Annotated in this window: 8 protein-coding genes; all 8 read left to right on the forward strand. The window is 74.3% G+C overall.

Going from position 1 to position 12,229, the window contains the following annotated elements:
• Positions 1–195 precede the first annotated feature (195 nt).
• The 8 genes from F9C41_RS06745 (at position 196) to F9C41_RS06780 (ending at position 12,228) form a co-directional block, all read left to right on the forward strand.
• Positions 196–1,395: a cytochrome P450 gene (locus F9C41_RS06745; protein WP_155385782.1), complete on the forward strand. Its 1,200-nt coding sequence runs from the start codon at positions 196–198 to the stop codon at positions 1,393–1,395.
• A complete protein-coding gene (locus F9C41_RS06750) occupies positions 1,385–2,929 on the forward strand; it encodes an AMP-binding protein (protein WP_155385783.1) in 1,545 nt (514 codons plus the stop codon). The genes F9C41_RS06745 and F9C41_RS06750 overlap by 11 nt, the downstream gene beginning before the upstream one ends.
• A 136-nt stretch (positions 2,930–3,065) precedes the next feature.
• The gene (gene panD / locus F9C41_RS06755; RefSeq protein WP_155385784.1) at positions 3,066–3,437 is read left to right on the forward strand and encodes an aspartate 1-decarboxylase; all 372 of its coding nucleotides are present in this window, start codon (positions 3,066–3,068) and stop codon (positions 3,435–3,437) included.
• A 3-nt stretch (positions 3,438–3,440) separates the two neighbouring features.
• Entirely contained in the window at positions 3,441–4,532 is a 1,092-nt protein-coding gene (locus F9C41_RS06760) for a potassium transporter TrkA (RefSeq protein ID WP_155385785.1), read from the forward strand.
• Positions 4,533–4,567: 35 nt separating this feature from the next.
• Positions 4,568–5,938, forward strand: coding sequence for a DUF6002 family protein (locus F9C41_RS06765; RefSeq protein ID WP_155385786.1), 1,371 nt, complete (start codon positions 4,568–4,570; stop codon positions 5,936–5,938).
• Complete coding sequence (locus F9C41_RS06770) at positions 5,938–8,367, forward strand: non-ribosomal peptide synthetase (protein WP_155385787.1); 2,430 nt, start codon at positions 5,938–5,940, stop codon at positions 8,365–8,367. Before F9C41_RS06765 ends, F9C41_RS06770 begins: the two co-directional genes overlap by 1 nt.
• A complete protein-coding gene (locus F9C41_RS06775) occupies positions 8,364–9,749 on the forward strand; it encodes a beta-ketoacyl [acyl carrier protein] synthase domain-containing protein (RefSeq protein ID WP_155385788.1) in 1,386 nt (461 codons plus the stop codon). Before F9C41_RS06770 ends, F9C41_RS06775 begins: the two co-directional genes overlap by 4 nt.
• Before the next feature lie 37 nt (positions 9,750–9,786).
• Positions 9,787–12,228, forward strand: a complete 2,442-nt coding sequence (locus F9C41_RS06780) for a lantibiotic dehydratase (RefSeq protein WP_230689375.1) — start codon at positions 9,787–9,789, stop codon at positions 12,226–12,228.
• The last annotated feature ends 1 nt before the right edge of the window (position 12,229 follow it).

Raw genomic sequence — 12,229 nt, forward strand, 5'->3', positions numbered from 1 at the left:
TCGAAATATTTATAGGTCAAAGCTCTCAAGATTTTGCACGACGGGCATCCGTGGCTGGCCGGGACCGTGCTGTCCGATATGTAGCGGCGTCGCTGGGATGTGCAGCGTGAACAGGAAACGAACGTGTCGACGTAGAGGTCGTCCATAGACGAGTCCCGTTCCCTCGACAATCCGCCGTGTGGTAGGACTGTCGCCATGGACCTGGGGATGCTCCTTTCCGAGCAGGGACGCGTGGATCCGCCCGCGCACTACGCGAGCCTGCACCGCGAGGGCGTCGCGCAGGCCGTGGACGAGAACGCGCAGGGCTTCGCCGTCGCCGTGTACGGCTTCGAGGCGGTCGGCCAGGTGCTCAAGGACTCCAGGTTCCGCCAGCTCGACGCGGCCTACCTGGACCTGCACACCCCACAGTGGCGGCGGCACCCCGCGCTGAGGGTGCTGCGCGACTCGATGTTCTTCACCGACGGCCCTGCCCACGACGGCGTACGGCAGATCATCGGGCGGGCCTTCACCGCGCGGCGGGTGGCCGCGCTGGAGCACGCGATGACCGACCTCACCCACCGGCTGCTCGACCGGCTGGCGCAGCTGGCCGCCGACGGGCCGGTCGAGTTCATGGGCGAGTTCGCCTACCTGCTGCCGAGCAGCGTGATGGCCGAGCTGCTGGGCGTGCCGCAGGATGACCTGGCCTGGTTCCGGCCGCGGGTGCTGGCGATCGGGGCGATCCTCGAACTCGACGGCGCGAACTGGCGCAACATGGTCCGCGCCGACGCGGCGGCCCGGGAGCTGTCGGCGTACTTCGCCGACCTGGTCGCGCTGCGGCGCGCGGAGCCCCGCGACGACCTGATCAGCCTGCTGGCCGCCACCGATCTGGGCGACGACGCGCTCGTCGCCAACCTGATCACCACCTTCAACGCCGGGTTCGTGACGACCACGCACCTGCTCGGCAACGGCCTGACGATGCTGCTGGAACGGCCGCAGCTGCGCGCGGAGCTGGCCGCCCACAACGTCGGGTCCTACGTGGACGAGATGCTGCGGTTCGAGCCGCCGGTGCAGATCCTGGTCCGGTACGCGCCGGAGGACGCCGAGATCGAGGGCGTGCCCTGCCCGGCGGGCCAGGCGGTGCTCGTGATGATCGGCGCGGCGAACCGGGACCCGGCGCGGTTCACCGACCCGGACGCCTTCGACCCGGCCCGGCCCGACCCGGGGTCGCTCAGTTTCGGCTTCGGCCCGCACTACTGCCTCGGCGCGGCGCTGAGCCGCCTGGAAGGCCAGGTCGCGTTCCCGGCGCTGTTCGAAAGGTTCCCCGAGCTGGCCCTGGCACAGCAGCCCGGCAACGCGCCCAAGCCGCTGATCCTGCGGGGACACGACACGCTCACCGTCGCGTGCCATGGTGTCTGAGGGCGACTACGTCAGGCGCGGGCTGGAGCTGTTCGCGCATCACGGCACGGCCGAGGCGATCGTGCACGGCGACCGGCGGATCACGTACGCGCAGCTGCGCGCGGGGGTGCTGGGCATGGCCGAGCGGCTGCGCGGGCACGGCGTCGCGGCGGGCTCGGCGATCGCGGTCCTGGCGGGCAACCAGCCCGAGGCCGTGTACGTGCAGCTGGCACTGCACCTGCTCGGCTGCCGCTCGGTGTGGGTGGCGCCCAACGCCCCGCCCTCGCTCAGCGCGCAGTACCTCGCGCTGGCCGAGGTGGACGGGTTCGTCTACGACGCCCGCACCCATGCCGCGCCGGGCGCGGCACTGGCCGGTCAGCTGCCGCACCTGCGGGTGCTGTGCATCGGTGCGGGCGGGACCGGACCCGACCTGGCCGGGTCGTCCGGTGCCGCGCTGCCGCCGGCCGCCGACGCCGAGCCGCAGTCGCTGTTCCAGACCGGCGGCACGACGGGCCTGCCGAAACTGGTGCACCACCGGCACGACTTCTTCGCCGGCGTGCTCGCCGCGGCGCAGCGGCACCTGGACGCCGACGCCCCGCGGCTGCGGCAGCTGGCGGTGGCCGGCTTCTGGCACTCCAGCCAGCAGGCCGCGGGCCTGATCACCCTGTTCAGCGGCGGGCTGCTGGTGCAGCACGACGGCTTCGACGCGGGGCGGTTCCTGGCCACCGTGCAGCGGGAGCGGATCACCGTGGCGACGCTGCCGCCGCCGATGCTGTACCAGGTGCTCGACCATCCCGACCTGGCGGGCACCGACACCGGCAGCCTGACCATGCTGTCGTGCGCGGGCAGCGCGATCGCGCCGTCCCGGCTGGCGCAGGCCATGGCGCGATTCGGGCCGGTGCTGCTGGTCGCGTACGGCATGAGCGAGGCGACGCTGCTCGCCGCGTACCCGACCGCGCAGCACGATCCGGGCCGTCCCGAGCGGCTGGCCTCGTGCGGCAGGCCGCTGCCCCCGTCCCGGGTCGAGATCCGCGACGGCGCGGGCCGGCCCGCCGCTGTCGGCGAGGTGGGGGAGGTGTGGGCGGCGGCGCGGCTGATGACCTCCGGCTACTGGGGCCGTCCCGAACTGACCGCGCAGACGCTGGTCGACGGCTGGCTGCGCACCGGGGACGTCGGCTACTTCGACGCGGACGGCTACCTGTACCTCGTCGACCGGGCCAAGGACATGATCGTGACCGGCCTGACCTCGTCCAACGTGTACTCCCGCACGGTGGAGGACGTGCTGGCCGCCCATCCGGCGGTCAGTGCCGCCGCGGTGATCGGCGTGCCCGACGACGAGTGGGGCGAGGCCGTGCACGCGGTGCTCCAGCTCCATCCGGGCGTCTCGGTCGACGTCGACGAATTGCGGCAATGGTGTGTGGAGCGCCTCAATTCACTATGGGCGCCGCAGACCGCGGACATCGTGGAGCGCCTTCCACTGACCGCGCTAGGCAAGATCGACAAACGGTTGCTGCGGGAGAAATACCTGGAAAACAGGGGTATTGTCGCGCGATAGAGCGCGCTCTGGCATATCTGTGACAGCAACTATCAGTGCGAGTATTTCCATGTGACAATGGCTTCCGCGAAGGACGGGGCCTTCGCTGTCGAACCCCCACTCGGACGTGTTCGTGTCATCGGAGGCTGCGCGGAATATGTACCGCACCATGCTCAAGTCCAAGGTCCACCGGGCCACCGTCACCCAGGCCGAGCTGCACTACGTCGGCTCGCTGACGCTGGACCCCGACCTGATGGACGCCGCCGACCTGCTCCCCGGTGAACTCATCCACGTCCTGGACGTCACCAACGGGGCCAGGCTCGAGACATACGTCATCGAGGGTGTGCGGGGCAGCGGCGTGGTCTGTGTCAACGGCGCGGCCGCGCACCTGATCCACCCGGGCGACCTGGTCATCATCGCGGCGTACGCGCTCATGACCGACGACGAGGCGCGCGACGCCAAGCCGAAGGTCGTCTTCGTCGACGAGGCCAACCGCATCGCCTCGGTGCACAGCGATCCCGCCGTCTGAGCCATGACTAACCGGCACCACATCGCCGTCGTCGGCAGCGGCGCGCTGGCGACCTCGATCTGCGAGTCGCTGGCCTCGCTCGCGCCGCCGCTCGGCGCGCTGAACGCGGCCCCGATCGAGGTCACCGTGCTCGCCCGCAACCCCGACGCGGTGGCGGTGATCGCCCGGCAGTGCCGGGCCCGGGCCGCCGTCGCCGGCACGGCGATCAGCTTCACCGGCGAACGGCTCGGCGACGAGACCGCCACCCTGGCCCGGCTGCAGCCGACCTACCTGGTGTGCTGCGCGTCCGCGCAGTCGCCGTACGAGAAGGTGCACCGGCCGTCGCCGTGGACCGCGCTGACCGCCGCGGCCGGGTTCGGGGCGACGCTGCCGCTGCAGGCCACCGTCGCGGTGCGGCTGGCCCGCGCGATCGGCACGGCCAGCCCGCACACCGCGCTGATCAACGGCTGCTTCCCCGACGCGGTCAACCCGCTGCTGGCCGCCATGGGGCTGCCGGTGCTCTGCGGCATCGGCAACGTCGCCACCCTGGCGGCCTGCCTGCAGGCGGCGCTGGGGCTGCCCGACCAGCGCCGCCTCGCGGTGCTCGGCCACCACGCGCACCTCGACGCCCCGGACGATCCGGGCGACGACGTGCTGGCGTGGCGCGACGGCAGGCCGGTGTCCGGGGTGTCGGCGCTGCTGGCACCCGACCGGGCCCTGCCGCGTCCGGCGCTCAACGCGATCGCCGGGCACGCCGCGGCACGCCTGCTCATCGACCTGCTGTCGGGCGCGGAGGTGTACACCAGCCTGCCCGGACCGCTCGGCCTGCCCGGCGGCTACCCGGTCCGGCTGGCCGACGGCGGCCTCGCGCTGAACCTGCCGGGGTTCAGCCCGGCGGAGGCGATCGAGTGGAACGTGCGCGCCGGCCGCCGGGACGGGATCGAGCTCGGCGGCGGCCGCGTCCGGCACCTGCCGGCGGCGGTCTCCGCCCTGGAGCCCCACCTGCCCGAGCTGGCGCAGGGCTGGGACGCCACCGACTACGACGCGGTGCAGGACCTGTTCCGCGTGCTGCGCCGACGGCTGCGGGCCACGAGCCCGCGCCCGGCACTCATCTGACCGAACCATCGAGCCGACCTCACGAAGGAGCAACGGTGCTCACGACAGCGACCGTCCCGGTGACCCGCAATCTCATCGTCGACTACTACGAGGTCATCGCGGCCGCCGTCGACCGGCTGGGCGCGGGCCCCGGCGGCGCGGCGGGCACCGCCGCCTTCGCACCCGGGTTCGACCTGCCCGCCCTGACCGACGACGTGCGCCAGTTCTTCGCCGCGGCCACCGCGACGTGGCGGGAGCTGGGCGCGCACGGCGGCCACGGCGTGCAGTTCATGGATCTGACCGGCAACCCCGGCACGCACACCACCAAGACGTTCCCGTCCATGCTCATCGTGGCGCGGGCGGTGGAGCACATCCGGCGCACCGGTGAGTCGATCTGCATCTTCACCCCCACCTCGGCGAACAAGGGCATCGCCCTGCGCGACGCGGTCGGCCGGGCGATCGCCGCGAAGCTGGTCACGCCCGAGCAGCTGCGCGTCGTCGTGCTCGCCCCCGGCTCGACGCGGCACAAGTTCCGCCGCGACCCGCTGTCGGCCGACGCCGCGCTGCGGGTCGCGAACCCGCTGCTGCGCTTCGGGGGCGACGAGCCCGAGGGGGTCAAGGCGCTCGGCCGGGCCTTCGTCGACGCATACGCGCAGGAGGCGTACGACAAGCACGGCACCACCCTGTGGTTCTCCCTGGCCCTGCCGAACTACCTCGTCGCCGACGCCGCCCGCGCCGCGTTCGAGCTGGACGCCGCCCCGGCGATCGCCGCCGCCCCGCGCTGGCACGCGCACGCCGTCTCCAGCGCGTTCGGCCTGCTGGGCTACAACCTGGGCCGCGACGTGCTGGAGGACTCGGGCCGCGCGGACGGCTCGCCGCGTCCCGGATTCCTGCTCGTGCAGCATCTGGGCACCCCGGACATGGTCCTCAACCTGCGGCACGGCTCGTTCTCCCGGGACCGGCTGCCGGCATACCGCAGGGACGCCGCGACCGGGCTGTGGGCGCAGGACGCCGACTCGCACTTCCCGGCCGTGACCGGCGACCCCGGCGAGGTGCTCGACCCGACCTTCTACACGCACCAGCCGGTCACCTCGCCCGCGATGAACGACCTCATCGCCCGGTACGGCGGCGACGGCATCACGGTGTCGCGGCACGAGTGCGTCGCCCGCTACCCGCAGCTGCGCGACTGGCTGCGCAACACTCCCTGCGAGCTGCCCGCAGACCCGGCCGACCTGCGCGAATGGTCGATCGTCATGGCGCTCACCGGGGTACTCAACGCCATCGACCGGGGGCTCGTGCCCGCCGGGCGGGAGATCGTCGTGCACGGCTCGGGCAGCTACCGCGACGACGACTACGCGGTGTGCGAGCCGGACGCCGAGGTGTCCACGGTGGAGGAGATCGCGGCGGCGGTCCTGGGCGGCCGCTGATGGCGATCGTCGTGCCCCGGGCGGCGCTGGACGCGCTGGCCCGTGCCTGCGCCGTGCCCGCCGAGCACGCCGCCCGCGCAGCCGTGGCCCTGCTGGCCCGCCGCTACACCGGTCGCGCCGTGCAGACCGTGCGGTCGCCCGACGGCATCGCCACGTTCGACCTGACCACCGACCAGGCCGTCCGGGACCTGGTCGCCACCGATGAGGTTGTCCGGGACCAGGTCGCGCCGCATGGCGGCGAACAGCTCGCCGACCTGGCCGTGCTGCCCGGCGGCGGCGGTCTGGTCGTGTCCGGCTGCCCGGCGGAGCTGGCCGCGCCGTTCGCGGCGGACATGGCGACACTGCTCGCCGTGATGGCCGCCGAGCCGGAGCGGTCCACCGTGGACCTGCTGCCGGAGTCCGCGTACGAGGACGCTCGCCCGGTCGACCGGGCGGCGCTGCACGGCGGGCCGCGCCGGGAGCCGACCGGATGGGGGCCGGGGGACACGATCTGTTCGGCGTTCGCCGCGCAGGTGGCCCGGCACCCGGACCGGGCCGCGGTGCTCGCCGACGACGGGGAGCCGACGTACCGGCAGCTCGGATCGGCCGTGGTCGCCACCGCGGCGGCCGTTCAAGCCGCGGCCGGTGACGGCGGCGGCACGCGCCGGGCGGCGCTGCTGTGCCGCCACGGCGCGACCACGGTCACCGGGCTGCTCGCGGCGCTGACGAGCGGCCGGGCGTACGTGCCGCTGGAGCCCAGCTTCCCGGCCGCGCGCCTGGCGCACATCCTCGCCGACAGCGACGCCGACGTGCTGCTCGTCGACGCCGCGCATGCCGACCTGGCCCACCGGATCGCCGCCGAGGCGGGCCGCCCGGACCTGACGACGGTCCACATCGTCACGACGGCCCCGCCGGGTGACCTCGACGAGCTGGTGGCGGCTCTGGTCGGACCGGCGACGCCGGACGATGCGGCGTACCTGCTCTACACCTCCGGCTCGACCGGCGCGCCCAAGGCCGTGGTGCAGAGCCACGGCAACGTGCTGTTCGGGGTCGCCAACCACATCCGCAACTTCGCGCTCACCCCGGCCGACCGGACCAGCGTGCTGACCTCGTTCGGGTACGACATGGCGGTCACCGACCTGTTCGGCGCGATCCTGTCCGGGGCCGCCGCGGTGCCGTCCGACATCCGCGAGCACGGCCTCGGCCACCTCGCGCAGACCATCGCCCGGCACGCGGTGACGGTCTACCACTCCACCCCGACCGTCTACCGCTACCTGATCGCCGGGCTCGGCGCCGGCGGACGGCTGCCGAGCGTGCGGGCGGTGCTGCTCGGCGGCGAGGAGGTCACCCGCCACGACGTGGAGCTGTGCCGCCGCCACTTCGCCGCCGGGGCGGTGTTCGTCAACGGGTACGGCACCACGGAGATCAGCTTCGCGGCGCAGCACCACCTCGGTCCCGGCGCCGCGCTGGAGCACGCGGTGGTGCCGATCGGGCACCCGCTGCCCGGCATCGACGTGGTGCTCGTGGACGCCGCCGGGCGTCCGGCCTGCCTGACCGGCGAGGTGGTGGTCCGCTGCGCGCACGTGGCGCTCGGCTACCACGGGCAGCCGGAGCTGACCGCCGGTCGGTTCCGCGAGTATCGCGGCACGCGCGCCTACTGGACCGGCGACGTCGCCCGGCGGCTGCCGGACGGGCGGCTGGTCTTCCTGGGCCGCGCCGACCGCCTCGTCAAGATCCGTGGTTACCGCGTCGAGCTGGGCGAGGTCGAGTCGCGGCTGGCCGCGCTGCCCGGCGTCGGCCAGGCCGCCGTCGTCGCCCGTCCGGCCAGGGACGGCACCAAAGAGATCATCGCGTACGCCGTGCCCGCGCGCGACGCGGCCGTGGAGCCGGACCGGCTGCGGGCGGCGCTGGCCGAGACGCTGCCCGAGTACATGGTGCCGCGGGCCGTGGTCGTGGTCGGCGCGCTGCCGATGGGCGACACCGGCAAGCTCGACGTGCGGGCACTGCCGGAACCTGCCGCCGTCCCGGCGCAGCCGCGCCGCGGCCCGGACGGGCCTGATCCGCTGGAGCAGGTGATCGCGGCGGCGTGGTGCGAAGCGCTCGGTGTCGCCCAGGTCGACCGGCACACCGCGTTCTTCGACCTCGGCGGGCATTCGCTGTTGCTGGCGCTGGTCCAGGAGCGGCTGGCGGCGGTGCTCGGCGAGCGGATCTCGATGCTGCGGCTGCTGGAGTTCCCGACCGTCGCCGGACTCGCCGCCCACCTGCGACCCGCCAGCCTCACGGCTGCCGCCGACGCGCCGCCGTCGGTGGACGTCGGGTCGGCAGGCGCGCCGTCCACGGCAGATGTGCCCGCCACGGCCGACGCCGGGCAGGCGCACGTCGCCGATCGGATGCGTCGCCGGCGCGCGGCGCGGCAGGGCTCGGCGGCACAGGTGGAGACGGCGTCATGAGCGACGACGACCTGATCGCCGTCGTCGGCCTGGCCTGCCGGGTGCCCGGTGCGCCGGACGTCGCGACGCTCTGGCGCAACCTGCTGGACGGGGTGGACGCGGTCCGCCGATCCACGCCGGCGGAGCTGGCGGCCGCGGGTCTGCCCGTGGACGGCACGTACGTGCCCGCGTTCGGCCTGCTGGACGGGCTGGAGGACTTCGACGCCGCGCTGTTCGGATACGGCGGGCACGAGGCCGCGCTGCTGGACCCGCAGCACCGGATCTTCCTGGAGACGGCCTGGCACGCGCTGGAGGACGCCGGGCTCGACCCCGCGCGGGCACCGGCCCCGATCGGGGTGTTCGCGAGCTGCGGCGTGAACCGCTACCTGCGCCACCACCTGCTCGGCAACCCGGCCGTGAAACCGGCGGGCGCACTGCCCGACGACTGGGACGATGCGCTGGCCGGGGGCACCTGTGACTACCTGCCGACCCGGGTCGCGTACGCGATGGGGCTGACCGGACCGGCCGTGGCCGTGCAGACGGCGTGCTCGTCGTCGCTGGTCGCGGTGTGCCAGGCGGCACAGGGCCTGCTCGACTTCCGCTGCGACGCCGCGATCGCGGGCGGGGCGGCGGTCGTGTCGACCCGGCAGCTCGGCTACCGCTACCGCCCCGGCGGGACGTGGGCCGCCGACGGGGTGTGCCGCCCGTACGACGCGGACGCCACCGGGCAGGTCTTCGGCAACGGCGGCGGTGCCGTGGTGCTCAAGCGGCTGGCCGACGCGGTCGCGGACGGCGATCACGTGTACGCGGTGCTGGCCGGCTGGGCGGTGAACAACGACGGCTCGGCGCGTGCCGGGTTCAGCGTGCCCGGCGTGGCGGGTCAGGCGGCCGTGGTCGCCGAGGCCCTGGCCGCCGCCGACTGGGACGCGGGCAGCGTCGGCTTCGTCGAGGGCCACGGCAGCGGCACGCCCTTCGGCGACGCGATCGAGGTCGAGGCGCTGACCCGCGCCTTCCGGGCGTCGGGCGCGCAGCAGGGACGATGCGTGCTCGGCTCGATGAAGCCCAACACCGGCAACCTCGACGCCGCCGCCGGAGTGCTCGGCCTGATCAAAGCCGTGCTCGCCGTACGCGACGGGCAGATCCCGCCCACCCTGCACTTCCGCCACCCGCACCCCGATGTGGACCTGGCGGCGTCGCCCTTCACCGTCAGCGCCGAGGTCCGCGACTGGCCGGGTCCGCGCCGGGCCGGGGTCAGCTCGTTCGGGCTGGGCGGCACCAATGCGCACGTGCTCGTCGCGCAGGCTCCCGCGCACGTGTCGGCCGAGCCGCGGATGCCGGTGCCCGGCTACGCGTTCCAGCGCAGCCGCCATTGGATCGAGCCCGTGGCGGCCGGCCATGCGTGAGCCGGACCAGGCAGGGCGGCCGAAGGAACCACTCGAGGTGGCCCCGGACCCGGGCTGGGTGCGCGCGGTCGGGCGGCCCGTCGTGGCCGGTGACTTACCGCCGGACGGGCTCGTGCCGCTGGGCGACACCGGGTGGCAGGTGTGGCGGTCGGCCGTGCTGCGCGCACCCGGCTTCCCGGCGACGGGCCTGGACCTGCTGGCCGCGCCCGAGTGCGCAAAGGAGGCCGACGCGCTGCTCGGCACGGGCGGCGACCGGGCCGCGTTCGACGGCGTGTTCGCGGCCGCGACCCGGCGGATGACCGCGCGCCTGCACGACATCGCCGCCGATCCGCTGTTCCGCGAGGCCGTGACCTGGCAGAGCCTCAACGCCGTCGAAGCCCTCGACGGACTGCTGCGCGCCGGTCCGGACGCGAACCGCAACTCGCGCCACCGCCCGCGCGAGATCCTGGTGACCCGCTACTGGCAGCGCTACTGCGCCAAGAACGACACCATCGGGTTCTTCGGCCCCGTCTGCTGGGCGTCGTTCACCGACGGCGATGTCGCCGCCCGGGTCGAGCCCGGTCCGGACCTGGTCCGCGCCCGCGTGGTCGACCTCGAACGGCGGGTCCTGTCCGCGTACGCCGACCGGCTCGCCGCCGACCCCCGCTTCGGGCCGTGGCTGCCCGTGACCCGGCAACCCCACCTGGCGGTGCGCGGCGACGAGCTGCTGGAGGCGGGCCTGCCGCCGCGCCCGCTGACCCCGGCGCAGGCCGCCCTGCTCGGCGCGAGCGACGGCACGCGCAGCGCCCACGAGGTGGCCGCGCTCGCGCTCGCCGATCCGCGGACCGGGCTGCGCGTCGCGTCCGACGCCCTGCTGGCGCTGGCCCAACTGGCCGACCAGGGCTTGCTGCGCCGGGGCGTCGAGCTGCCGTTGACCGTCGCCGCCGAAGCCGAACTGCGCCGACGCCTGGCCGCCATCGCCCACCCGGCATTGCGCGACGAGGCGCTCGCCGGTTTGGCCCGGCTGCTCACCGCCCGCGACGGGCTCGCGGACGCGGCGGGCGACGCCGACGCGGTCCGGGCAGCCCTGCTGCGTCTCCAGAACGAGTTCGTCGCGGTGACCGGCGGCGACGTGCTCCACCGCCCCGGGGCCACCTACGCCGGGCGCGGTCTCGCCTACGAGGAGACGCTGCGCGACCTCGACGTCTCCTTCGGCGAGCCGCTGCTGACCATGCTCGCCGACACGCTCGTGCCGCTGCTGGAGGCTGCCCGGTGGCTGACCGCCGCGATCGCCGCCGCGTTCACCGCCGCGCTGCGCGAGCTGTACGACGATGCCGCTGCTGACAGACCGGTCGCGCTGGGCGACATCTTCGACGCCGCCCTCGGTGTCCTGTTCGGGCAGGGGCCGGTCGCCGACGTGCTCGCCGACTTCACCTCCCGGTGGACGCGGCTGCTCGGCCTGACCGGGTCGAGCGCGCCCGATGAGCTGGACCGGACCGGCTCCGGCCCGATCACCCTCGATCCGGCCGGTGAGCTGGACGGGACCGGCTCCGGCCCGATCACCCTCGATCCGGCCGAGGTGCGCGCCGGAGTCGCGCGGTTGTTCGGCGCGGCCGCGCCCGGCTGGACCGCGGCCCGTCTGCACAGCCCCGACCTGCACCTGTGCGCGCCGAACGCGCAGACCCTGGCTGACGGCGACTTCACCGTGGTGCTCGGCGAGCTGCACGTCTCCTGGCTCACCTGCGACAGCGGCACCCTCACCCGCTTCCACCCCGATCCCGGCGCGCTGCGCGCCGCGCTGCACCGCGACCTGGGTGACCGGACCCTGCTGCTCTACCCGACGGACTTCCCCGAGTTCACGGCCCGGATCGCGTTCACCCTCGACGGTCCTGACGACGTCCGGCTCGGCTACACCCCGGCGCCGGTGCCGGATCCGGCGCAGGTCCTGCCGCTGGCCGCGGTGACCGTGTCGCCGGTGGACGGTGAGCTGACCGGCCGGGCCCCGGACGGGCGGACCTGGCCGCTGCTGGAACTGTTCGGCCCGTTCCTGTCGTCGCGGGCGGTCAACGCGTTCAAGGTCGCCGCCGACGGCGCGTACACCCCGCGGGTGAGCATCGGCCGCCTCGTCGTGCACCGCCAGACCTGGCGCACCACCGTCGCGGACTGCGCAGTGGACCCCGAACTCGCCGACGAGGCTGCCCGCTACCTGGCCGTACGCCGGTGGCGGGACCGCCTTGGGCTGCCCGAGCAGGTGTTCGTCCGGGTCGGCACCGAGGTGAAACCGGTCTACGTCGACTTCACCAGCCCGGCGTACGTGGCCGCCTTCGTCGCGATGGTCCGGGCCGCGTCGCGCACCGGCGGCAGCCGCACGCCGCTGACGGTCTCCGAGATGCTGCCGGGCCCCGAGCAGGCGTGGGTGCCGGACGCGGCCGGCCGGCGCTACTTCAGCGAGCTGCGGATGGCGATCCGCGACCCGGCGTCCGCGCCGACGAGGAGATGAT

Source organism: Catellatospora paridis, from assembly GCF_009720365.1.
GTDB classification, from domain to species: Bacteria; Actinomycetota; Actinomycetes; order Mycobacteriales; family Micromonosporaceae; genus Catellatospora; species Catellatospora paridis.

What these genes read in the sequence shown, in the direction of transcription:
- F9C41_RS06745 (WP_155385782.1), top strand. Translation starts at nt 196, where the DNA reads ATGGACCTGGGGATGCTCCTTTCCGAGCAGGGACGCGTGGATCCGCCC.
- F9C41_RS06750 (WP_155385783.1), top strand. Translation starts at nt 1,385, where the DNA reads ATGGTGTCTGAGGGCGACTACGTCAGGCGCGGGCTGGAGCTGTTCGCG.
- panD (WP_155385784.1), top strand. Translation starts at nt 3,066, where the DNA reads ATGTACCGCACCATGCTCAAGTCCAAGGTCCACCGGGCCACCGTCACC.
- F9C41_RS06760 (WP_155385785.1), top strand. Translation starts at nt 3,441, where the DNA reads ATGACTAACCGGCACCACATCGCCGTCGTCGGCAGCGGCGCGCTGGCG.
- F9C41_RS06770 (WP_155385787.1), top strand. Translation starts at nt 5,938, where the DNA reads ATGGCGATCGTCGTGCCCCGGGCGGCGCTGGACGCGCTGGCCCGTGCC.
- F9C41_RS06775 (WP_155385788.1), top strand. Translation starts at nt 8,364, where the DNA reads ATGAGCGACGACGACCTGATCGCCGTCGTCGGCCTGGCCTGCCGGGTG.